The organism is Dechloromonas sp. TW-R-39-2 (genome assembly GCF_016864195.1).
In the GTDB taxonomy this organism is placed as follows: domain Bacteria; phylum Pseudomonadota; class Gammaproteobacteria; order Burkholderiales; family Rhodocyclaceae; genus Azonexus.
Genome location: NZ_CP045202.1, coordinates 3,410,599 through 3,431,968, shown reverse-complemented (window position 1 = coordinate 3,431,968; position 21,370 = coordinate 3,410,599). Strand labels below are relative to the sequence as shown.

General features: G+C 61.3%; 24 protein-coding genes and 2 tRNA genes. 8 read left to right on the top strand and 18 right to left on the bottom strand.

Features of this window, described 5'->3' with window-relative positions:
• Positions 1 to 7 precede the first annotated feature (7 nt).
• Genes GBK02_RS16700 through GBK02_RS16685 form a run of 4 tightly spaced genes read left to right on the top strand, consistent with a single transcriptional unit; the run spans position 8 to position 3,519 of the window.
• Positions 8 to 409, top strand: coding sequence for a DUF350 domain-containing protein (locus tag GBK02_RS16700; RefSeq protein WP_203467719.1), 402 nt, complete (start codon positions 8 to 10; stop codon positions 407 to 409).
• A 17-nt stretch (positions 410 to 426) separates the two neighbouring features.
• Positions 427 to 1,428, top strand: coding sequence for an SPFH domain-containing protein (locus GBK02_RS16695; RefSeq protein ID WP_203467718.1), 1,002 nt, complete (start codon positions 427 to 429; stop codon positions 1,426 to 1,428).
• A gap of 10 nt (positions 1,429 to 1,438) precedes the next feature.
• The gene (locus GBK02_RS16690) at positions 1,439 to 3,373 is read left to right on the top strand and encodes a DUF4178 domain-containing protein (protein ID WP_203467717.1); all 1,935 of its coding nucleotides are present in this window, start codon (positions 1,439 to 1,441) and stop codon (positions 3,371 to 3,373) included.
• On the top strand, positions 3,373 to 3,519 hold the full coding sequence (locus GBK02_RS16685; RefSeq protein WP_203467716.1) for a hypothetical protein: 147 nt from the start codon (positions 3,373 to 3,375) through the stop codon (positions 3,517 to 3,519). Before GBK02_RS16690 ends, GBK02_RS16685 begins: the two co-directional genes overlap by 1 nt.
• 6 nt (positions 3,520 to 3,525) lie before the next feature.
• On the opposite strand, the gene GBK02_RS16680 is transcribed toward GBK02_RS16685, so the two are convergent.
• Together GBK02_RS16680 and GBK02_RS16675 are read right to left on the bottom strand one after the other, a co-directional pair.
• Positions 3,526 to 4,176, bottom strand: coding sequence for a hypothetical protein (locus tag GBK02_RS16680; RefSeq protein ID WP_203467715.1), 651 nt, complete (start codon positions 4,174 to 4,176; stop codon positions 3,526 to 3,528).
• Between the two features lie 4 nt (positions 4,177 to 4,180).
• Positions 4,181 to 5,632 carry an NAD-dependent succinate-semialdehyde dehydrogenase gene (locus tag GBK02_RS16675; RefSeq protein WP_203467714.1) on the bottom strand — a complete coding sequence of 484 codons (1,452 nt, stop codon included), beginning with the start codon at positions 5,630 to 5,632 and terminating at the stop codon, positions 4,181 to 4,183.
• Positions 5,633 to 5,695: 63 nt separating this feature from the next.
• On the opposite strand from GBK02_RS16675, the gene GBK02_RS16670 reads away from it, so the two are divergent.
• From GBK02_RS16670 to GBK02_RS16660, 3 genes are all read left to right on the top strand, one after another.
• Complete coding sequence (locus tag GBK02_RS16670) at positions 5,696 to 6,196, top strand: C40 family peptidase (RefSeq protein WP_203467713.1); 501 nt, start codon at positions 5,696 to 5,698, stop codon at positions 6,194 to 6,196.
• 63 nt (positions 6,197 to 6,259) lie between these two features.
• A tRNA-Arg gene (locus GBK02_RS16665) sits at positions 6,260 to 6,336 on the top strand.
• A gap of 115 nt (positions 6,337 to 6,451) precedes the next feature.
• Positions 6,452 to 6,631 carry a hypothetical protein gene (locus GBK02_RS16660; RefSeq protein WP_203467712.1) on the top strand — a complete coding sequence of 60 codons (180 nt, stop codon included), beginning with the start codon at positions 6,452 to 6,454 and terminating at the stop codon, positions 6,629 to 6,631.
• A gap of 24 nt (positions 6,632 to 6,655) precedes the next feature.
• Here the strand turns inward: GBK02_RS16660 and GBK02_RS16655 are convergent, their stop codons facing one another.
• From GBK02_RS16655 to GBK02_RS16625, 7 genes are all read right to left on the bottom strand, one after another.
• Complete coding sequence (locus GBK02_RS16655; protein ID WP_203467711.1) at positions 6,656 to 6,934, bottom strand: type II toxin-antitoxin system HicA family toxin; 279 nt, start codon at positions 6,932 to 6,934, stop codon at positions 6,656 to 6,658.
• Between the two features lie 55 nt (positions 6,935 to 6,989).
• Positions 6,990 to 7,475: a phosphatidylglycerophosphatase A gene (locus tag GBK02_RS16650; protein ID WP_203467710.1), complete on the bottom strand. Its 486-nt coding sequence runs from the start codon at positions 7,473 to 7,475 to the stop codon at positions 6,990 to 6,992.
• A gap of 4 nt (positions 7,476 to 7,479) precedes the next feature.
• Entirely contained in the window at positions 7,480 to 8,451 is a 972-nt protein-coding gene (thiL, locus tag GBK02_RS16645; RefSeq protein ID WP_203467709.1) for a thiamine-phosphate kinase, read from the bottom strand.
• A gap of 4 nt (positions 8,452 to 8,455) precedes the next feature.
• Entirely contained in the window at positions 8,456 to 8,944 is a 489-nt protein-coding gene (gene nusB, locus GBK02_RS16640; RefSeq protein ID WP_203467708.1) for a transcription antitermination factor NusB, read from the bottom strand.
• Complete coding sequence (ribH, locus tag GBK02_RS16635; RefSeq protein WP_203467707.1) at positions 8,941 to 9,414, bottom strand: 6,7-dimethyl-8-ribityllumazine synthase; 474 nt, start codon at positions 9,412 to 9,414, stop codon at positions 8,941 to 8,943. Before ribH ends, nusB begins: the two co-directional genes overlap by 4 nt.
• A gap of 3 nt (positions 9,415 to 9,417) precedes the next feature.
• A complete protein-coding gene (gene ribBA, locus GBK02_RS16630; protein ID WP_203467706.1) occupies positions 9,418 to 10,527 on the bottom strand; it encodes a bifunctional 3,4-dihydroxy-2-butanone-4-phosphate synthase/GTP cyclohydrolase II in 1,110 nt (369 codons plus the stop codon).
• A gap of 102 nt (positions 10,528 to 10,629) precedes the next feature.
• Complete coding sequence (locus GBK02_RS16625; protein ID WP_203467705.1) at positions 10,630 to 11,193, bottom strand: YceI family protein; 564 nt, start codon at positions 11,191 to 11,193, stop codon at positions 10,630 to 10,632.
• Between the two features lie 94 nt (positions 11,194 to 11,287).
• Between GBK02_RS16625 and GBK02_RS16620 the strand changes: the two genes are divergently transcribed.
• Positions 11,288 to 12,787: a polyamine aminopropyltransferase gene (locus tag GBK02_RS16620; RefSeq protein WP_203467704.1), complete on the top strand. Its 1,500-nt coding sequence runs from the start codon at positions 11,288 to 11,290 to the stop codon at positions 12,785 to 12,787.
• Here GBK02_RS16620 and GBK02_RS16615 read toward each other — a convergent pair.
• The 9 genes from GBK02_RS16615 to GBK02_RS16575 all read right to left on the bottom strand — a co-directional run bounded on the left by GBK02_RS16615 (position 12,784) and on the right by GBK02_RS16575 (position 21,283).
• Complete coding sequence (locus tag GBK02_RS16615) at positions 12,784 to 14,481, bottom strand: bifunctional diguanylate cyclase/phosphodiesterase (protein ID WP_203467703.1); 1,698 nt, start codon at positions 14,479 to 14,481, stop codon at positions 12,784 to 12,786. The genes GBK02_RS16620 and GBK02_RS16615 overlap by 4 nt on opposite strands.
• Positions 14,482 to 14,538: 57 nt before the next feature.
• The gene (gene ychF, locus GBK02_RS16610) at positions 14,539 to 15,630 is read right to left on the bottom strand and encodes a redox-regulated ATPase YchF (protein ID WP_203467702.1); all 1,092 of its coding nucleotides are present in this window, start codon (positions 15,628 to 15,630) and stop codon (positions 14,539 to 14,541) included.
• 25 nt (positions 15,631 to 15,655) lie between these two features.
• Positions 15,656 to 16,234, bottom strand: a complete 579-nt coding sequence (gene pth, locus GBK02_RS16605; protein ID WP_203467701.1) for an aminoacyl-tRNA hydrolase — start codon at positions 16,232 to 16,234, stop codon at positions 15,656 to 15,658.
• A 69-nt stretch (positions 16,235 to 16,303) separates the two neighbouring features.
• Positions 16,304 to 16,906 carry a 50S ribosomal protein L25/general stress protein Ctc gene (locus GBK02_RS16600; RefSeq protein ID WP_203467700.1) on the bottom strand — a complete coding sequence of 201 codons (603 nt, stop codon included), beginning with the start codon at positions 16,904 to 16,906 and terminating at the stop codon, positions 16,304 to 16,306.
• Positions 16,907 to 16,961: 55 nt separating this feature from the next.
• Complete coding sequence (locus GBK02_RS16595; protein WP_203467699.1) at positions 16,962 to 17,912, bottom strand: ribose-phosphate pyrophosphokinase; 951 nt, start codon at positions 17,910 to 17,912, stop codon at positions 16,962 to 16,964.
• Positions 17,913 to 17,993: 81 nt separating this feature from the next.
• A tRNA-Gln gene (locus GBK02_RS16590) sits at positions 17,994 to 18,070 on the bottom strand.
• Between the two features lie 77 nt (positions 18,071 to 18,147).
• Positions 18,148 to 18,993, bottom strand: a complete 846-nt coding sequence (ispE, locus tag GBK02_RS16585) for a 4-(cytidine 5'-diphospho)-2-C-methyl-D-erythritol kinase (RefSeq protein ID WP_203467698.1) — start codon at positions 18,991 to 18,993, stop codon at positions 18,148 to 18,150.
• A complete protein-coding gene (gene lolB / locus GBK02_RS16580; protein WP_203467697.1) occupies positions 18,990 to 19,559 on the bottom strand; it encodes a lipoprotein insertase outer membrane protein LolB in 570 nt (189 codons plus the stop codon). The genes ispE and lolB overlap by 4 nt, the downstream gene beginning before the upstream one ends.
• Positions 19,556 to 21,283 carry a tetratricopeptide repeat protein gene (locus GBK02_RS16575; protein WP_203467696.1) on the bottom strand — a complete coding sequence of 576 codons (1,728 nt, stop codon included), beginning with the start codon at positions 21,281 to 21,283 and terminating at the stop codon, positions 19,556 to 19,558. The genes lolB and GBK02_RS16575 overlap by 4 nt, the downstream gene beginning before the upstream one ends.
• Between the last annotated feature and the right edge of the window lie 87 nt (positions 21,284 to 21,370).

The window sequence follows — 21,370 nt, the reverse complement described above, 5'->3', positions numbered from 1 at the left end:
AGATTCCATGTTCGATCCGGTCATTAACAGCCTGCCGGCATTCTTCGCTTACTTTGCCACCGCCACCGCCATGCTGGCCGGCTTTGTCGCACTCTATGTCATGGTCACGCCTTACCGTGAAATCAGCTTGATCCGGGCCGGCAATGAGGCTGCCGCCATCAGCCTTGGCGGTGCCGTCATCGGCTTTGCGCTGCCGCTGGCCGTGTCGGTCGCGGTCAGCCATAACCTGCATGCCATGATTGCTTGGGGGCTGGTGGCTGGCGTGGTGCAACTGCTGGTCTTCGTCGCCGCGCGTCTTGCGCTGCCGCGGATCAATCAAAATATTCCCGAGGGGCGCATGGCGTCCGGGATTTTCCTCGCTTTGCTTTCGATTGCGGTCGGCATCCTCAATGCCGGCTGTATCGCTTGACCCGATAGGAGACAGTGATGGCCCTGATGGATTTCATCAAGAAACAATTTATCGACATCCTGCAATGGACCGAAGAGGGCGACGGCACGCTGGCCTGGCGTTTCCCGATGCAGGAAATGGAAATCCAGAACGGTGCCAGCCTGACGGTGCGCGATTCGCAACTGGCGCTCTTCGTCAATGAGGGGACGGTCGCCGATGTATTTTCCCCCGGCATGTACCGACTGACGACGCAGACGCTGCCGGTCCTGACCTACCTGAAGAACTGGGATAAGCTCTTCGAGTCGCCATTCAAGTCCGATGTCTATTTCTTCTCGACACGCGCCCAGCTTGATCAGAAATGGGGCACGCCGAACCCGATCACCATCCGCGACAAGGATTTCGGCGTCGTTCGCCTGCGTGCCTTCGGTATCTACAGCTATCACCTGAGCGACGCCAAGACCTTCTACCAGAAGATTTCCGGGACGCGCGCAAGCTATAGCCGCGAAGAGCTCGAAGGTCAGTTGCGCAACAGCATGGTCGCCGGGATGACCGATCTGTTCGGCGAGTCCGGCGTGGCTTTCATCGACATGGCCGGCAACCAGGATGAGTTCGGCAAGGCAATGCATTTCAAGATGGCCCCGGTGTTTGCCGAGTACGGCCTGACGCTCGATACGCTGGTTGTCCAGAACGTGTCGTTGCCGGAAGAACTGCAGAAGATTCTCGATCAGAAAATCGGCATGAACATGATCGGCGACATGCAGCGCTTCACCCAGTATCAGGTGGCCAACAGCCTGCCTGATGCGGCGAAGAACGAGGGCGGGATCGCCGCGATGGGCGTTGGTCTCGGGGCCGGTGTCGGTTTCGGTCAAGTGATGGGCCAGGCCATGGCTCAGGCGACGCAGCCTGCTGTCGCGGCTGCAGTTTCCGCAGACGAGATTGTCGCGACACTGGAAAAGCTACACGGATTGGTCGAAAAGGGCATTCTCAGTCAGGCTGAGTTCGATGCCAAAAAAGCAGAATTGCTCAAAAAACTGAGTTGACCGCGGCATCGTGGCTTTAGCTGCCTCCTGCCCTTCCTGCGGCGCGCCGGTTGTATTCAAGTCGGCTGCCTCGATCTTTGCCGTCTGTGAATACTGCCAGAGTACGCTGGTCCGGCACGATCAGGCACTGGAAGATATCGGCAAGATGGCGGCGCTGGCCGAGGATCGTTCGCGGCTGCAGCTGGGGACGGAAGGGCGTTACCAGGGCGTGCATTTCGCGCTGATCGGACGCATCCAGCTCAAATACAGCCAGGGCTTGTGGAATGAGTGGTATCTGCTCTTCGATGACCTACGGACCGGCTGGTTGTCGGAGGCGAGCGGTGAGTATGTGCTTACTTTTGTGCAGCCAGTCCAGGAGCCGCTGCCGCCGCTGGATGATCTGAAGGTTGGCCAGCGATTTGCATTGGCCAGCCAGCCGTGGACGGTGAGCAATATCGAGCAGGCCGAGTGTATTGCCGGCCAGGGCGAGTTGCCGTTCCGGGTTGGGGCAGGCTACCCGGTGGCTACGGTCGACCTGCGTAACGGAGCCAATTTCGCGACGCTCGATTATTCCGAAACACCGCCGCTGCTATTCACGGGTGAGGCGGTTGAGTTCAAGGCGCTGCAACTGAGCAATCTGCGCACGGCGATGGCCGTTCCGGAGAAGACTGTTGAAGTCCGCGTTTTTCGTTGCCCTTCCTGCGGTGCGCCGATGTCGGCCAGGAGCCGGGAAATTCTCGCCGTCGGCTGTGTTTCCTGCGGTGCGGTAGTCAATACGGCAGACAAGAATTACCAGTTGTTGTCCAAGGCGCAGGGCAATCGTGCCGAGCAATACATGCTGCGCCTGCCGCTCGGCAGCCAAGGCCGGCTCGAAGACAAATCCGTCGAGGTGATTGGCTGCCTGGTCCGGCAAACGAAAAGCGAGGGTGTCACCTACTATTGGCGCGAATACCTGCTGGCGGCCGAAAATGGCAGCTACCGTTGGTTGACCGAGTACAACGGCCACTGGAATGTGGTGGATGTCCTGTCCGACGTGCCGAAAAAGAGCGGCGCCATCGAAATCGGCGAAGTGCGTTACGGTGGCGAGGTCTATCGCCATTATTCGACCACCCAGTCAGCCACCGTGGTACAGGTTTCGGGGGAGTTTAACTGGCGCGTAAAGCTTGGCGATGCCGTGCGCGTGATCGATTATGTCGCGCCACCCCTGTTGCTTTCCGTCGAGCGCAGTCCGCAAGAACAAACCTGGTCGCGCGGCCGCTACCTTGCTGCGGTCGACCTGGCGGCGGCGTTCAATTTGAAAAAGCCATTGCCCGAGCCGCTGGGCGTCTTTGCCAATCAGCCGAATCCCTGGGCCGAAACGCACCGGCATGTTTGCCGTCTGTTCTGGAAGCTGGCCGGTCTGCTGCTCCTGGTGCAACTACTGTTTGTCGCCCTGGGCGGTGGCAAGCTGCTGCTCCGGCAAGAATTGGTCTTTTCCCCGTTGATAGCCGAAAGCACCCTGCAAACCCGGGCGTTCGAAGTCCGGGGGCGCAGCAACAAGCTGACGGTGCATAACAACACTTCGCTCGACAACAACTGGCTTGGGCTTGAGTTGGTGTTGATCAACAAGGCTACTGGCATGGCCTGGCCGGTGACGCGCGAACTGGCTTATTACTGGGGCCATGAGGGCGGGGAAAATTGGTCGGAAGGGCGGCGCAACGATGAAGTCGTGTTTCTCGATATTCCTGCCGGTACCTATTATCTGACGGTCGACCCCGATCTGGCCCCCGAAAAGCCGGTTCAGATCAGCGATACGCTGGAAGTCTGGCGGGGTGGGGCTGGGTGGTCCAACTTTTTCCTGGCGCTGGTCTTTTTGGCCATCTTCCCGATTTTCAGCCGCTTGCGGCATGCCGCTTTCGAAGCCCGGCGCTGGGCGGAGAGCGATCACGCGCCGCCGGTCAACGGCGATTCGGATTCGGACGACTGATGTTCAAACATTTCAATCTCGCCGCCGGCGTCCTTGCACTTGCCCTGTTTTCTTATGTTCAGTGGCAAGGCTGGAACATGTTCGATGATGTGGCCAATTCCGGCTCGGGACGTTCCGGCAGCAGTGGCCGGGTTTATCACAAGTAGCGCCGGCTAGTCTCCGCCACAGCCACCACCGCCATCGCCGCCGGAATCGCTCGAACAGCCTCCGCCACCACACCCGCCGCCGCCTTTGCTGCCGGAACAGCCGATATGGCTGGCGCAATAGCCATCGCCCTGCGGTGCGGACAGGCAGTCGAGGTGGTAAATGAAACCGCCGGCAATGCCGAGGGCGGCATCCATGGCAAAAATCCGGGGCAGGCGATCCGGATTTTGCGGGTCGATTTTTTCCAGTCGACAGGCCAGTCGCCAAGCCCGTTTGATGCCATCGGTCGCGTGCGTCGGCCCGTCCATCGCTTCCGCCGGCGTGTGGTGCAGGAAGCGGCCGAATGCCAGTCGGCAGAAGCGCTGGTAATACCGGGTGAACAGGATGAATTCATGCCAGGCATCATCGACCACCTGCGAAGGCATGGCGACCATGTCGCCCCGGGCCATGCGGCATAACTGGAAATAGTCGCCGAGGCCGAGGAGCACCTCGGCTCGCTGTTCATCACTCAGTTTCGGGCGTTTGATGGCCAGCCGTGTATCAAGAACACGTGCGTAGGGATAGCGTTCGATGAACGCCGCACGGCGCTGCCGGCCCCATCTCCGCCAGAGCAGGAAAAGGAGCAAGAGCAGTGCCGCAACGACGATCAGCTTGGCCATGCGCTTAGTTGATGTCGAAGCACAGGTATTTCACTTCGAGATAATCCTCGATGCCGTACTTCGAGCCTTCGCGGCCGATGCCGGATTGCTTGATGCCGCCAAACGGCGCCACTTCATTCGAGATCATGCCGGTGTTGATGCCGACCATGCCGTATTCCAGCGCCTCGCCGAGGCGCCAGCAGCGCCCCATGTCGGCCGTGTAGAAGTAGGCGGCCAGACCGAACTCGGTATCGTTGGCCATCGCCACAGCCTGTGCTTCCGTATCGAAGCGGAACAGTGCGGCGAGCGGCCCGAAGGTTTCTTCACGCGCGACTTTCATCTCGGTGGTCACGTCGGCCAGCACCGTCGGCTCGAAGAAGTTGCCGCCCAAGGCATGCGGCTTGCCGCCGCAAAGCAGGCGGGCGCCCTTGTCGATCGCATCGCCGACATGCGACGCCACCTTGTTCAGGCCGGCGGCATTGATCAATGGGCCCAGTGTGACGCCGGCTTCCGTGCCGACGCCAATCTTCATTTCGGCAACCTTGGCGGCAAATTTGTGAGCGAATTCTTCGTAAATACCCGATTGGATCAGGAAGCGATTGACGCACACGCAGGTCTGGCCGTTGTTGCGATATTTGGCGGTTAGCGCACCGTTGACCGCAGCATCGACGTTGGCGTCGTCGAAAACGATGAACGGCGCATTGCCGCCCAGTTCGAGCGAGACTTTCTTCACCGTCGGCGCACACTGCGCCATCAGCAGGCGGCCGACGCCGGTCGAACCGGTGAACGACAGCTTGCGCACGATCGGGTTGGCGGTCAGTTCGCCGCCCACTTCGGCCGGGTTGCCGGTCACGACATTGAATACTCCCGGCGGGAAGCCGGCCTGTTCGGCCAGCACAGCCAGCGCCAGCGCCGTCAGCGGCGTTGCTTCAGCCGGCTTGACGATCACCGGGCAACCGGCAGCGAGGGCTGGGGCAACCTTGCGCGTGATCATCGCCAGCGGGAAATTCCACGGCGTGATCGCCGCGCAAACCCCAATCGGCTGCTTGATGACCAGCAGGCGCTTGTCGGCCATCGGGCTGGGAATGCTCTCACCGTAAGTGCGCTTGGCTTCCTCGGCAAACCATTCGACGAAGGAGGCGCCGTAAATCACTTCACCCTTGGCCTCGGCCAGCGGCTTGCCACCTTCGGCGGTGACCAGTTGGGCGAGATCGTCGGTGTTGTCGAGAATCAGCTTGAACCAGGCTTGCAGCAACTGGGCGCGGCGGCGTGCGGTGAGGGCGCGCCAGGCCGGCCAGGCGGCATCGGCCGCTTCAATCGCGCGGCGTGTTTCCGTTGCGCTGCAACACGGCACCTGGCCGAGTACCGCGCCGGTACCGGGATTAAGCACGGTCAGTGTCGCGCCATTGTCAGCGCCCACCCATTTTCCGCCGATCAGATTGGTCGACCGCAGCAAATCTGTATTCTTGAGGTTCATGGCCTTGAAAAATCCTGTAAAAACTGTAACTTGTAGTTTGTTTGCAGAAAAAGCTTTAACTCAATGCGCTGGCTTTCCCCGATTTGTCTTCTCGTTCCTGTGATTTTGCTGGCTGCCTGTGGCAGTCCGGCGCCGCGTCCTGTTGCGTCGGCAGAAACTATAACGCAAGCGCCCCTGCCGGTCAGCGAGAAGGGCAACGAGGTCGCACTCTACGCGCTTGGCCTGATCGACACCGGTTACCGCTTCGGCGGTAAAAATCCGGAAGCCGGGCTGGATTGCAGCGGTATGGTCAGCTACATCTACGGTCAGGCCACCGGCTTGAAAGTACAGGGCAGCGCCTCTGATATCGCCCGCAAGGGCCGCCCGATCGAGCGCAGCGTGCTGCGTCCCGGCGACTTGGTTTTTTTCAATACGCGCAATCGTCCCTTCTCCCATGTCGGGGTATATATCGGCGACGCCCGCTTCGTCCATGCGCCATCGACCAATGGCCGGGTCCGTATCGATCGGTTGAGCGACAACTACTACGCCCAGCGCTTCGAAGCTGCGCGTACTTTCTTCGATTAATCCGCCTGGTTTTCGCAATTACATGGACGGCGAGGTCGACAAAAGGTAAAATCCGGCTCCCACGCGCCCGTAGCTCAGCTGGATAGAGTATTGCCCTCCGAAGGCAAGGGTCGGACGTTCGAATCGTCTCGGGCGCGCCAGAATTGAGAAAAAGCCACCTTCGCGGTGGCTTTTTTTCGTCTTTTCAAAGCAATCCACGGTTCATATTCCTGTCATCTCGCTTTTCGAGAATCAAGCTTTTGATCCGGAGGTGTCATGAAAAGTGAAAAACCGAATTTGCAGCGCGCGTTGAATAACTTTACTGAAGGACTGGTGCGCTATGTGGCGGCGACGCAGCGCCTGCATCATGCAGCCAATCACAGTGCGCGCCATGCGGCGAGCATTAACGAAGGTGCGCGGCGTATACAGCTGAATTTGCCGGGGACGCCGGAATAGATTTGTCCGGTTCTGGGCGAGGCTTCAGACCTCGCCCGCCTCATAGGCCGACAGCGTCACTCCCGCATGGGTCAGTACTTCGCGCAGCGCTTTGATGTCGGTCCGGCTGCAGGTGTTGCTGTTATGCGGATGATGCAGGAAGGCTTCGATCTTGTTCAGGGTGATCTTGAAGCGGGCGCCGTGCGATGGCTCGATGTCGGCGCCGAGGTGGTGCAGCAAGGATTCGATCTCGCGCCAGTGAATATTGGCCGAGGGTGGGTCCTGGAAGATGCTGCGCATCAGGTGGGCATGCTTGTGGCTCATGGCGATGCTCCGGTTGAGTTGGGCACCGACAGTTTATGCCTTTGGCGATTGTTCGTCAGGCGAAAACGATTTTGAGCAGGGCGAGCGAGAGCAGGGTGTAGCCGGCGGCGACGAGGTCATCGGCCATGACGCCGAAGCCGTTCTTGACGTGTTCGTCGAAGTAGCGGGCCGGTTGCGGCTTGGTGATGTCGAAATAGCGGAACAGCGCGAAGGCTGAAAGTTGCCACAGGAAGCTGTCCGGCGTCATCAGCAACACGAGCCAGAAGGGAACGATTTCATCCCAGACGATGCTGCCGTGGTCCGGGTCGCCGAGTGCCTTGCCGGCGACATCGATGATCCAGATACCTGCCAGGTAGGCAGCGGCAAAGGCGGCGAGCAGCGCGAAATCGCTGTAGTGCGGCCGGAACATCAGGAAGCTGAACCACGCGAAGAGCGTGCCGAAGGTGCCCGGTGCCCAAGGGGCGAGGCCGCTGCCGCAACCGCAGGCGAGGAAGTGCGCCGGGTGGGCGAGGAGGAAAGTCAGGGTTGGGCGTTTGGCCATGGGCTCAGGCCGAAAAGTGGTCGTAACCCTTGGACTCGAATTCGACCGGTTTGTCATCCGGGTCGAAAACGGTGACCAGGCCGGCCGTGCCTTCGGTCATTTCGCCGATGCACCAGAGCGGCAGTTCGAGGTTGGCGGCAATGCGGCCAATGGCGAGATGCTGGTCGAACGGTGCGGTAAAACACAGTTCGTAGTCGTCTCCCCCGGTCAACTGGCATTCGAGGGCCATTTTGCGCAGCACTGCATCGTAGCTCTCGCCCTTGGGCAGGTGCGGCAGCTGGACGAGCTTGACGGCCGCGGCGCAGCCGGAGCGTTCGGCAATGTGGCCGAGGTCGGCCAGCAGGCCGTCGGAGACATCGATGGCCGCGCTGGCAATGCCGACCAGTGCCTGACCAAGCGCGACGCGCGGGCGCGGCTTTTCGAGTGCGCCGATGCACAGGCGTTGCCACGGGGCGGGCAGGTCGATGCGGCCTTGCAGTTGCGCGAGGCCGAGGCTGGCCAGCCCGGGACGACCGGACACCCAGATCTGGTCGCCGGCCTTGGCGCCATCGCGACGCAGCGCATGGCCGGGTTCCACTTCACCCATGGCGGTGATGCAGACGTTGAGCGGGCCTTTGGTCGTGTCGCCACCGACGACATCGACCCCGTATTCGGCTGCGCAAGCAAAGAAACCTTCGGCGAATTTGGCAATCCACGCCTCGTCGACCATAGGAAGTGCCCCGGCCAGGGTGACCCAGCGCGGCTTGGCGCCCATTGCGGCGAGGTCGGAAAGATTGACCGCCAGAGCCTTCCAGCCGAGGTTTTTCGGGTCGGTGTCGGGCAGGAAATGCGTGCCGGCGACCAGCATGTCGGTGGTTACGGCGAGCTGCTTGCCGGCGGTTGGTTGCAGCAGTGCGCAGTCGTCGCCGGGGCCGAGCACGGCCGATGGGGTTGGCCGGGCGAAATACTTGTCGATCAGCGCAAACTCACCGGCCATGGTGTCAGTGGGCCTTCTTCTTGGCGGCGACTTCGTCCGGACGGGCGATGGCGGCAATCTTGTCGAGCACGCCATTGACGTACTTGTGACCATCGGTGCCGCCAAACGACTTGGCCAGCTCGATTGCTTCGTTGATCACCACGCGGTAGGGCGTCTCCGGGTGATGCTTCATCTCGAAGCAGCCCATCATCAGCACGCAGGCTTCGATCGGCGACAGTTCGCTGAACGGGCGGTCGAGGTGGGCGGTGATCTGCGCAACCAGGGCTTCGCGCTGGCCGATGACGCCGCGCAGCGTGCCTACGAAGAACTCGCGGTCAGCCTTGGCAAACCCTTCCATTTCCGGCGCGTAGGCTTCGATGGATGCCTCGTCGGCACCGCCGACACGCCACTGGTAGAGGCCCTGCAGGATGAATTCGCGCGAACGGCGGCGGGCCGACTTGGGCGGTGCCTTGGGTTCTTCGGGCTGTTCGGTGTCGCTGGTGAACGTGGTCATTGGAACAGGGCTTTCTGAAGGTTGGCCATTTCGACGGCAGCCTGGGCGCAATCGGCACCCTTCGGCTGGGTGCGGATTTCGGCTTGTTCGTCGGTGTCGCAGGTCAGGATGCCGTTGGCGATCGGCACGCCGGTATCGAGCTGGACTTCCATGATGGCGCGGCAGGCGTCGTTGGAGACGACTTCAAAGTGGTAGGTGTCGCCGCGGATGACCGCGCCGAGGGCGACCAGCGCGTCGAAACTGCCGCTCTGGGCCATGGTTTGCAGGACGAGCGGTACTTCGAGTGCGCCGGGCACGTTGGCAATGGTCATGTCGGCATCGGCCACGCCGAGGCGCTTGAGTTCGGCAACGCAGGAGGAGAGCAGGGCTTCGCAGACCGGCAGGTTGAAACGGGCCATCACGATGCCGACTTTGAGGCCGGCGCCGTTCAGGTTGTTGTCGTATTCGAAGATATTTTCAAAGCGGGCCATGGTTTAGAGCTCGGTAGTAGAGGTGACAAAACCGGTGACTTGCAGTTCAAAGCCGGTCATCGAGGGCATTTTGCGGGGGCTGGAGAGCAGGCGCATCTTGGTTACGCCGAGATCGCGCAGGATTTGTGCGCCGATGCCGTAGGTACGCGGGTCCCACTTGATCGGCGCGCTCGGGGCGGTACCGGTCAGGCGGGCGAGCAGGTCTTCGCCGTCTTCAGGGCGGTGCATCAGGACGATCACGCCGTGGCCGAACTTGGCCAGCGCGGCCTGCGCTTCGTCGATCGAGAAGGATTGGCGCTTGCTGCCCGGATCGAGGAAGTCGAGCACGGAAAGCGGTTCATGCACGCGAACCAGCGTTTCGCCGCCGGCCGGGATGTCGCCCTTGACCAGCGCCAGATGCGTTGCGCCACTGGCGCGGTCGACATAGGCGTGGAGAGTGAATTCACCGTGGGCGGTTTGCACCGGCTTGCTGGTGACGCGTTCGACCAGCGTTTCCGAAGCGGCGCGGTAGTGAATCAGGTCGGCGATGGTGCCGATCTTCAAACCATGCTGCTTGGCGAATTCGATCAGTTCCGGCAGGCGGGCCATCGTGCCGTCGTCGTTCATGATCTCGCAGATCACCGAGGACGGCTCCAGACCGGCCATGCCGGCCAGGTCGCAACCGGCTTCGGTGTGACCGGCGCGGACCAGCACGCCACCGGGGCGGGCGGTAATCGGGAAAACGTGGCCGGGCTGGACGATGTCGTCCGGCGTCGAATTCTTGTTCACGGCGACCTGGATGGTGCGGGCGCGGTCAGCGGCGGAAATGCCGGTGGTCACGCCTTCGGCCGCTTCGATCGAGACGGTGAAAGCGGTGCCGTACTGGGTCTTGTTGTTGCGCGCCATCTGGACCAGGCCGAATTTTTTGCAGCGCTCTTCGGTCAGGGTCAGGCAGATCAGGCCGCGGCCATGTTTGGCCATGAAATTGATCGCTTCCGGCGTGATGTGCTCGGAGGCCATGACGAGGTCGCCCTCGTTCTCGCGGTCTTCTTCATCGACCAGGATGACCATGCGGCCTGCCTTCAGTTCGGCAACGATTTCGGCAGTGGTGGCAATGGCGGGATGGGGGGGCATGTGAGTCCGGAAACAACAAAAATGGGGGTGCTATTTTCTCAGAAACAGGGCTTCAGCACATGACTTTAGTGCGGGGGCCGGCAGGCCGGGCGTCCTGGCGCGTTACGGCAGATAGGCCTCGACCTGAATGCGCAGACGAACTTCGTCGCCGATGAAGGGCAAGCCGTTGTTCAGGCCGAATTCGGAGCGCCGCAAGACACCCTGCGCATCGGCCCCGCAGCCACGTTTGCGCAGGACGAGGTTGAGGCCGCATTTGAAACGGGTGATCTCAAGACGCATGGGTCGGGTCGTGCCGAGCAGCGTCAGCGTGCCTTCGACGGCATTGGGGCTATTTTCGTTAAAAATCAGGCGCTGGCTGCGAAACAGGATGTCGGGAAAGTCGCTCACATTGAACCAGTCGGCGCTACGCAGCACATCGTCGCGCGGCTTGAAGCCGGTATCGATCGAGTCCGCCGCGATGCGGATGTCGATCTTGCCGCTGCGTGTTTCCGGATCGTATTCAATGCTGCCGGATGTGGCGGTGAACTGGCCGCGCTGGGTCGAGAAGCCGAGGTGATCGATTTCGAAACTGGCGTAGGTATGGCTGGCGTCAATCGCATATTCGGCGGCAGCCAGTGGCCAGGCAAGGCTGGCGAGCAAAGCGAGCAGGCTGATTCTGGCTGTCACGGTCTACGCTCCTGAGGAACCGGATTTCGGATTGGCGGCTGTCCGGCCGAGCCTGCATGGCCGGTCGCACGGTTTCAGGTTAGCATCGCAGCCCATGCGGCATGCCCTCCTTTTTTCGGTTTTTGTCATTGCTTCTTGCGGTCTGGCTTACGAGTTGGTGGCCGGGGCGTTGTCGTCTTATCTGCTGGGCGACTCGGTGACCCAGTTTTCGACCGTGATCGGCACCTATTTGTTCGCCATGGGCGTCGGTTCCTGGTTGTCGAAATACATCACGCGCGATTTGGTCGGGCGTTTCATCCAGATCGAATTGATGGTCGGCCTGCTCGGCGGTTTCTCCGCCGTCGCGCTGTTTCTCGTCTTTACCTGGCTGGCCGGGCCGTTCAAGCTGGTCCTTTACTTGGCGGTGTTCGGCGTCGGCGTGCTGGTCGGTCTGGAAATTCCGCTGGTCATGCGCATCCTGAAGCGCGATTTGGACTTCAAGGACCTGGTGTCGCAAGTGCTCACTTTCGATTATCTCGGTGCGCTGGTTGTGTCAGTCCTGTTTCCGCTGGTGCTTGCACCGCATCTCGGCATGATGCGGACCGGGCTGCTTTTCGGTTTGCTCAACGTTGGCGTGGCGCTCTGGGCCTTGCGTGTCTTTCGCGAGCAATTGCCGGGGCGGCAGGCGCTGGCGGTGCAAAGCTGGGCGGCTTTCGGCGTGTTGCTGGCGGGCTTTGCCGGGGCTGGCCAACTCACCTCGCTGGCCGAAAATCATCTTTATGCCGACGATATCGTCCATGCCGAATCGACGCCTTATCAGCGAATCGTCGTGACGCGCTGGCGCGATGACCTGCGCCTGTTCCTGAACAACAACCTGCAGTTTTCGTCGCACGATGAATATCGCTATCACGAGGCGCTGGTGCATCCCGGCCTGGCCAGTCTGCCGTGGGCCAAGCGCGTGCTGGTGCTGGGCGGTGGCGATGGGCTGGCGGTACGTGAAATTCTGAAATACCCGAATATCGAAGCGGTCACGCTGGTTGATCTCGATCCGGCGATGACCGCGTTGTTTTCAACGGCTCCGGCGCTGGTTGCGCTGAATCAGGGGGCGCTCAAGGCTGATCGGGTGACGGTGGTCAATGCCGACGCCTTGCAGTGGCTGGAGAACAATCGCGAGCATTTCGACTTTATCGTGGTCGACTTTCCCGATCCGGCCAATTTTGCGCTCGGCAAGCTGTACACCGCGGCGTTTTACCGTTTGCTCGAAAAACGCCTGTCGGCGCATGGCTTGATCGTGGTTCAGTCGACCTCGCCGCTCTACGCTCGGCAATCGTTCTGGTGCGTCGTGACGACGCTGGAGGATGTCGGCCTGAAGACCGCGCCGTATCACGCATTGGTGCCTTCTTTCGGCGAATGGGGCTACATCATCGCCGGGCGGCAGACTTTCGAGCCTGTCGTGGTCGACGCCGCCAAAACGCGATTTTTGACACCGGCAACAACGCGCAGCCTGTTCGATTTTCCAGCCGATATGGCGCGCTTGCCGGCCGAGGTCAATCGATTGAACAATCAGGTGCTGGTCCGCTATTTTGAAGCGGAGTGGCGCAAGGTGATTCGCTAGCTGGCCTGGATGTAGGCCAGCGCCTCTTCGAAGGGCAGGGCACGGCTGTAGAAAAAGCCTTGCAGCACGTCGCAGCCGAGGCGCGAGAGAAACTCGCGCTGGAGGTCGGTTTCAACCCCTTCGGCGACCAGTTCCAGGCCCAGGTTGTGGCCAAGGGCGATGGTCGCGGCACAAATCGCCGCATCGTTGGCATCCTCTTCCAGATCCTTGACGAAGGAGCGGTCGAGCTTGAGCCGGTGGATCGGCAAATGCTTGAGGTAGGCCAGCGAGGAATAGCCGGTGCCAAAATCGTCGATCGCCAGCTTGATGCCCATCGCGGCGAGCCGGTCGAGAATGCCGCGTGTCGCTTCCGGGTTCTGCATCGCCGTGGTTTCGGTCACTTCAAGCTCCAGCTCCGAGGGCGTCAGGTCGTAGCACGCCATGGCGCCGTGAATCAGGGAGATCAGGCTGTCGCTGCGCAGCTGGTGCGCCGAGACGTTGATCGCCATGCGGACGTTGTTGATGCCGCGTGCCTTCATCGCGCTCAGGTGGCGGCAGGCTTCCCAGATGACCCAGTCGCCGATCGGCTGGATCAGGCCGGTTTCTTCGGCAATGCCGATGAAACGATTGGGCGAGACCGGGCCCAGCGTCGGATGCGTCCAGCGCAACAAGGCTTCAAGGCCGATGACGCGACCGCTTGCGGCATGGATCTGCGGCTGGAAATGCAGCACGAAATCGCTGGCGGCCGGTGAAAGGTTCGAGATGGCCTGGCGCAGGGCGCTTTCGAATTGCAGTCGTTCGCTGGCCGCCTCGTTCATTTGCGCGGCGTAGAACTGATGATTGTTCCGGCCGCTGTTCTTGGCGTGATACATCGCGGCATCGGCGTTGCGCAGCAGCGTTCCTGCATCGTCGCCATCGCCGGGGTAGAGGCTGATCCCGATGCTCGGCGTGGCGTACAGCAGGTGTTCTTCGATTTGCGTCGGTTCCGCCAACTGGCGGTTGATCTTTTCAGCAACGCGGGTCGCAGTGCGCGGGCTGCTTATTTCCGGCAGGACGACGACAAATTCATCTCCGCCGAGCCGGGCAACCAGGTCGCTCGAACGGACACATTCGCGCAGTCGGGCGGCGACTCGCTGGAGCAAGGCATCACCGAAGTGGTGGCCGAGGGTGTCGTTGATGTTCTTGAAATTGTCGAGGTCGATCAGCATCAAGGCCAGTTGCCGATCTTCGCGTTGGGCGACGCGCAAGGCTTGCGAGAGATGCAGCTCGAAAGCCAGACGGTTGGGCAATTCGGTCAGCGGATCGTGGTAGGCCAGGTGGGCCAGCCGGTCGGCCGCTTCCTTGCTGGCCGTAATATCGGTAAAGCTGGCGACGTAATTGCGCACTGCGCCGCGATCATCGCGAATGATCGAGATGGCCAGCCATTTCGGGTAGATGCTGCCGTCCTTGCGCTTGTCCCAGATTTCGCCTTCCCAGAAATCCTGCTCGCTCAGCGTCTGCCACATGTCGGTGTAGAAATCGCTGGAAACCCGCCCCGATGCGAGAAACTTCGGGTCCTGCCCGGAAATTTCATCAAGCGTATAACCGGTTAACGCGGTAAACGCGGGGTTGACCGCGATAACCCGGTTGTTGCGATCGCTGATCAGGATCGCTTCATGGCTTTGCTCGAACGCCCGGAGCAGGACCGCGCCGGAAAGTGGATTCCCGGCGGTCATGCGGCGAGATCAGCGAAGAGCGCCATGACGTGTGATCGTCCTGCCAGTGAGGCGGGATCAGACGTTGAACAGGAAGTTCAGTACATCGCCGTCCTTGACGATGTATTCCTTGCCTTCGGCGCGCATCTTGCCCGCTTCCTTGGCACCCGCTTCACCCTTGTAGGTGATGAAATCGTCGAAGGCGATGGTTTGGGCGCGAATGAAGCCGCGCTCGAAATCGGTGTGGATGACACCGGCTGCCTGCGGTGCGGTATCGCCCTGGTGGATGGTCCAGGCGCGCACTTCCTTGACCCCGGCGGTGAAGTAGGTCGACAGACCGAGCAGCTTGTAACCGGCGTGAATCAGACGGTCGAGGCCCGGTTCCTCAAGGCCGAGGTCGGCCAGGAACATCTGCTTTTCCTCGTCGTCGAGGTCGGCGATTTCGGCTTCGATGGCTGCGCAAACGGAAACGACTTCGGCCTTTTCGGTGGCCGCGTGAGCGCGTACCGCGTCGAGCAGCGGGTTGTTCTCGAAACCACTTTCAGCGACGTTGGCGACATAAAGCACCGGTTTGCCGGTAATCATGCAGAATGGCTTGATCAGGGCCAGCTCTTCCTTGGACAGGTCGAGGGCGCGGATGGCCTTGGCCTGGTCGAGCTGGGTGAAACATTTTTCGAGCACGGCGACCAGGGCCTTGGCTTCCTTGTCGCCAGAGCTGGCCGGGCGGCGGTAGCGGTTCAGTGCCTTCTCGACGGAGGCCATGTCGGCCAGCGCCAGTTCGGTATCGATGACTTCGATGTCGCGCAGCGGATCGACGCCGCCGGAAACGTGAATCACGTTGTCGTCGGCAAAGCAGCGGACGACGTGCACGATGGCATCGGTTTCGCGAATATTGGCCAGAAACTGGTTGCCCAGACCTTCGCCCTTGGAGGCGCCGGCAACCAGGCCGGCGATGTCGACGAATTCAACGATGGCCGACTGGATCTTCTGCGGTTTGACGATGGCCGACAGCTGGGCCAGGCGCTTGTCCGGTACTTCAACGATGCCGACGTTTGGCTCGATGGTGCAGAAGGGATAGTTTTCAGCCGCAATGCCCGACTTGGTCAGGGCGTTGAACAGGGTGGATTTGCCGACGTTAGGCAGGCCGACGATGCCGCATTTCAAAGACATGGAGTTTTTCCTGGAAGGTTGCCAACTAAACGGCTTTGCCGTGCAACTGTTGTTGAGCGCCGGCAAAGTCTCCGGCGGCAAGTTTGGGCCAGGCCAGCAGGCAGCGGGCGAGGGCGTGTTCGATATCCGGCATTTCTTCCTTGCGCGGCTGGTGCAGCACGAAATCAACCACCTGTTGCGACAGGCCGAGTGTGCGTGGATGGCCGATGCCGATGCGCAGGCGCCAGAAGTCCGGAGTGCCGAGCTTGGCCTGAATATCCTTCAGGCCGTTGTGGCCGCCGTTGCCGCCGCCCTGCTTGAGGCGGATGCCGCCGGGCGGCAGGTCGAGTTCGTCGTGAATGACGAGAATCTCGGCTGGGGGAATCTTGTAGAAATTGGCCAGTGCTGCGACCGCTTGACCGGAGCGGTTCATGAACGTGGTTGGTTCGAGCAGCCAGGTTTCGCCGGCGCGACCGGCCCGACCAAAGAATTTGGGCTGGAGGGCGAGGGGTGCTTTCAGCTTGTCGGCCAGTTGGTCGACAAACCAGAAGCCGACATTGTGTCGGGTGGCTTCGTATTCCGGTCCGGGGTTGCCGAGACCGACGATGAGACGAGGTGGATTCATGAGTGCAAGCGCGAAAAAGCCGCCGGCGGCAATTTGCCAGCGGCGGCCAGTGCAGCAGCGTGTCCGAAATTACTCGGCAGCAGCTTCGCCTTCAGCAGCTTCGGAAGCACCGCCCTTGCCGACGATACCGACGACGACGTCGTCAGAAGCGTGGGCAACCAGCTTGACGCCATTCGGCAGCTTGAGCTGGGAGAGGTGAATGCTGTCGCCAACCTTCAGGGCAGCCAGGTCAACTTCGATGAATTCCGGCAGATCCTTGGCCAGGCAGTGCACGTCGACTTCGGTCAGAACGTGGTTGACCAGGCCGCCGTTGAGCTTGACGCCCGGAGCGACTTCTTCGTTGATGAAGTGGAGCGGCACCTTGATGTGCAGTTCGTGGGTGGCGTCAACGCGCTGGAAGTCGATGTGCAGGACGAGCGGCTTGTAGGCGTGCGTCTGGAAATCGCGCAGCAGAACCTGTTCTTTCTTGCCATCGATCACGATGTTGATGATGGAAGCGTGGAAGGCTTCCTTCTTCAGCTTGAGCAGCAGATCGTTGTGGTTGGTTTCGATGGCGACCGGGGCAGCTTCGCCGCCGTAGACGATGCCCGGGACGGTGCCAGCGCGACGCAGGCGGCGGCTCGCACCCGTTCCCTGCAGCGTACGCGCTTGAGCGATAAGTTCGAATTGCATGGTGATACTCCAGTGGTTTCCCGGTCCGCGACCAGAACGGGAAGGTTAAAAAAACTTAGTCGATGAACAGCGACGAGACGGAGTCGTCGTTGCTGATCCGGCGAATGGTTTCGGCCATGATGTCGGCCACGGACAGCTGGCGGATGCGCGGTGAGGCAGCGGCATCGTCGCGCAGCGGAATGGTATCGGTGACGACCAGGGCATCGAGGTCGGACGAATTGACGCGCTCGACGGCCGGGCCGGAAAGAACCGGGTGCGTGCAGTAGGCGACAACCTTCTTGGCACCGTGCTGCTTGAGTGCGGTGGCGGCCTTGCACAGCGTGCCGGCGGTGTCGACCATGTCATCCATGATGATGCAGGTGCGGCCGTCGACTTCGCCGATGATGTTCATCACTTCGGAGACGTTGGCTTTCGGACGACGCTTGTCGATGATCGCCAGGTCGCATTCGAGGCGCTTGGCCAGCGAACGGGCGCGAACGACGCCGCCGTGGTCGGGAGAAACGACCATCGGGTTTTCGTAATTCTGCTTGAGGATGTCTTCGAGCAGGATCGGCAGGGCGTAGATGTTATCGACCGGAATGTCGAAGAAGCCCTGGATCTGTTCGGCGTGCAAGTCCATGGTCAGCACGCGGTCGACGCCGGAAGCGGCCAGCATGTTGGCGACCAGCTTGGCGGCGATGGGCACGCGCGACGAACGCGAGCGGCGATCCTGGCGGGCGTAGCCGAAGTAGGGGATGGCGGCGGTGATCCGGCCGGCCGAGGCGCGCTTCAGCGAGTCGACAACGACGAGAAGTTCCATCAGGTTGTCGTTGCACGGGGCGCAGGTCGATTGCAGCACGAAAATATCGCGACCGCGGACGTGTTCCTGCAGTTCAACGCTGACTTCGCCGTCCGAGAAGCGGCCGACATTGGCGCGCCCAAGATCGACGTTGAGTTGCGTTGCGACGTCGGCTGCCAGTTTTGGATTGGCGTTGCCGGTGAAGACCATCAAGCTGTTGTAGGCCATATCAACATCCCTCAGGGCGTATGCATATTTTGCGTGCCACAATGGAAATCGGGCAGGTTTTAGGCCTGCCCGAAGGAAACTTGGCTGGGGAAGAAGGATTCGAACCTTCGAATGCCGGAATCAAAATCCGGTGCCTTGACCAACTTGGCGACTCCCCAGCGGATCGTTTGCACGGGTTCGTGTGCGAACGAGGCGCGAATATTACAGATCGTTCTTCGCGCTGTCCACTACTTTTTCAGATTTTTGCCAATGGATGTTCCGGCAGTCCTTCGGCCAGCCAGCCGGTCATGCCGGCCGGTAGCTGGGCGAAGACGGTTTCGGCAGTGCTGCGGCTGGCGAATTCGGCGAATACGCAGGCGCCGGAGCCGGTCATCATGGCTTGCGGGGCGTATTGGCGAAGCCAGTCGAGATGTTCGGCAACCGCAGGAAATTTTGCGCAGGCCACCGTTTGCAGATCATTGTGTCCATCGCCATGGCGCCAGTCGCCCGGTGCGATGGCCGGTGTGTCGCGTTTGAGTTCGGCGGCCCCGAAAATGGCCGGCGTCGGGACGTTGACCGCAGGATGCAGGACGAGATAGCTCGCTGCCGGCAGCTCGACATCGGTGAAAGCTTCGCCGATGCCTTCGGCGAAGGTGTTGCGGCCGTGTACGAACACTGGGACATCGGCGCCCAGCGTCAGCCCCAGTTTTTCCAGCACCGGACGCGAGAGGCCGGTTTGCCAGAGGTGATTGAGTGCGACCAGCACAGTGGCTGCATCGGAACTGCCGCCGCCGAGTCCGCCACCCATCGGCAGCTTTTTGTCGAGTTCGATCGTCGCCCCTTGAGTGCAGCCGCTGGCTTGCTGCAGCAGGCGGGCGGCACGGACGGTCAGGTCGCTGTCGGACGGGACGCCGGGGATGGGCGTGGTGAGCACGATCTGGCCGTCGCTGCGTGGGCTGAAGCGTAGCTGGTCGGCCCGGTCGATGAAGCGGAAAACTGTTTGCAACAAGTGATAGCCATCCGCCCGTCGTCCGACGACGTGCAGGAACAGGTTGAGTTTGGCCGGTGCCGGCCATTGGCTGTCCCAGTTCCAGTCATTCATGGGTGTACTTTCCATTCTTCAATGCGCAGGCGCAGTTCGATTTCCCCATCGCGGTTCAGCATCAGGCGCTCGGGCAAGGCATCCGGATGGTCGTCGGCATAGGTGTAGTCGATCGTCCAGCCGGCTTCGTGGCGCCGGGATGGTCGTCCGTTCGGGTCCAGGCGGGTGTCTGGCCCCGGATTCTGGCCGAGCAGCCAGCCCGGTAGCTGGATGATCGGCAGGCGCTGGCCGGTGACTTCTTCAATCAATGCTTCAGCGTCCGGCGAGGTGCGAATCTTGCCATCTGCGGTTTGCAGGCGGGAGAGTTCGGGTGTGGTGTCGATCTCGGCCAGGGTAAAGCCGAGCGGATTGGCGATCAGCAGGTGGTTGTTGCCATTTTTGTGCTCCCAGCTGAGTCGACCGCCGGCATTTTCGGCTTTCTGGCCGGTCTGGGTAACGCGCAGTGCGAAGCGCGCTTCAAGTGCGAAGTCGCGAATCTGGTCGCGGGCTGGCAAGGGGGCGAGCGGCGCACTGGCGCATGCACCGAGCAGCAGGCTGGCGCACAGTGCGATAACACCTTTTTTCAAGGCAGCAGTTTCTTGATGGTGGCGTTCAGGACTTCGCTGTCCGGGTTCTGGCGCGCCGCGTCGCTCAGCAGGCGACGAGCTTCGTCCTTGCGGTTCATGGCCCAGAGCAATTCGCCGATGTGGGCGGCAATTTCCGGGTCGGCTTTCAGGCTGTAGGCGCGTTGCAGCGTCGTCAGTGCTTCGCCGAGCTTGCCCTGGCGGTAGAGCACCCAGCCGAGGCTGTCCATGATGAAGGGGTCTTCCGGCATCAGGCTGAGTGCGCGGGAAATTAGTTCGTGGGCTTCGGGCAGGCGGATGTTGCGTTCGGCCCATGAGTAACCGAGTGCGTTCAGCGCGTGGGCGTGTTCCGGGGCAATCTTGAGCAGCCGGGTCAGGTGGGCTTCGAGAACCTCGGGCTTGCCCAGGCGTTCCGCGGTCAACGCGCTTTCATAGAGCAATTCCGGGCTGTCCGGCTGGTTCTTCAGGGCCGTTTCGAGCAGGGTGAAGGCTTCGGCGTGGCGTCCCGCTTCACGCAGCAACTGAGCTTCCGCCATCGTCAGCTGGGTGCGTTCGGCATTGCTGCTGCCGCGCGTTTCATGCAGCAGCGTACGGGCTTCTTCGTTTTTTCCCTGTTGCAGCAGAATCTGGGCAGCCCGTGAGCGGGCGGCAATGTATTGCTCGCCGCTGGTGACTTGCAGATAGTGATCGAGCGCCGCATCGAGCTTTTTCTCATCCTGCTCGATCTGGCCGAGGAAGAAGTGCGGCGTGCTCTTGTCGCTGATGTCGGTGTGCAGCAGGCGCTCCAGTTGCGCCCGGCCGGTGGCGATGTCGCCTTGTTGCAGGGCGAGCATGGCTACCGGGTAAATCACTTCGGGATTGTCCGGGTTGTCCTTGATCAAACGGTCGAACTGGCTGCGGGCGGCGTCGTACTGTTTTTCGCTGATCAACAGACGGGCGAGCGCCAGGCGGGCATCGCGTGCGTCCGGGTAGCGTTTGATGAAGTCTTGCAGGCTGTCGATCGCTGTGGCCGGTGACTGGCGGGCCTGCAACTGGGTGCGAATCAGCGCGGCGGCTTCCCAGTCCGGGCGCAGTTGCAGTGCTTTCTCGGTTTCGCCGAGCGCCCGCAGGTTGTCGCCGGCATTGAAGGCTGCCTGGCCCATTGCGAAGTGGGCTTCGGCCAGACCGTGGTAGGGCGCCGTGACGCGGTCGACCAGTTTTTGCACGGCTTTCTTGTCGTTATGCCGGGCCAGCAGGCGATTCAGATGCATCAGGTTGGCCGGCAGGCTGGCCTTGTCCTGTTCAAGCAGGGCGGTGATTTGCGGAGCGAGGTCGTCAAGCCGGTTGGCGGTGACGAGCAGCGAGGATTGCAGTTGTTTGGCCGCTTGCGATTCCGGCTCGACTTCCAGCCACATCTTGGTCAGTTCGAGGGCCAGGTCGTACTGACGGGTCAGCCCGGCGACTTCTGCGGCACGGCCGATGACTTTCGGGTCGCGTGTCCGGCGAGCCAGATCGACCCAGGCGTCGAGGCCGAGTTTGATATCGTTGCGCTGCAGGGCGAATTCGCCGACCAGCGCCTGGAAAACCGTTCTGGCCAGCAGGTTTTCGGAAGAGCTGCTGCCCGCTTCCGCTGCAGCCTGTCGTTTGGTGGCAGGCTTGGCCGGGGTTTCGCCGGCCGCCAGCAGCAGGCCGGAATGGGTCAGGCCCAGGCTGATGGCGAGAACGGCGGTGATGGTCTTCAGTGGCATGGGGCGCTTTCGGGCTGGAGATGCGTATTGGAACGCATAGAATCCTGTAAGTTTGCGATGTTATTTGGGAATCGTCGGAGGAACAAG